The organism is Alkalihalophilus lindianensis (assembly GCF_032843265.1).
GTDB lineage: Bacteria > Bacillota > Bacilli > Bacillales > Bacillaceae_D > Alkalihalophilus > Alkalihalophilus lindianensis.
The window spans coordinates 1-257 of record NZ_JAWJBA010000612.1; the positions used below are offsets into that span (position 1 = coordinate 1).

General features: G+C 38.5%; 1 pseudogene. It reads right to left on the minus strand.

The annotated features are described in order from the left end of the window. Positions 1–257 (minus strand): annotated as a pseudogene (locus tag RYX56_RS23620) (proline dehydrogenase family protein); the annotation flags it as partial.

The following is a 257-nucleotide window of genomic DNA, read 5'->3' on the forward strand; positions in this document are numbered from 1 at the left end:
CTCTCAGATTGTCTAGACAAAAATCGTAATCGATATCCAGGCCTAATTGTGTTGGTTTTAAAGAGATGTGAGCATCCACTTGATTGTCGTGGATCGCTTCGATTACTTGAAGAATTTGTTTCTTTGCCGCTGTTGCTTCTTCTTTTTTTAAGACAAACTCACCAAGATTATCAACTGTGCAGGAAATACCGTGGGCATTTAATTCTTTTATACTTTGGATGGCTTCTTCGATATTTGTACCGGCAACAACACTTTGG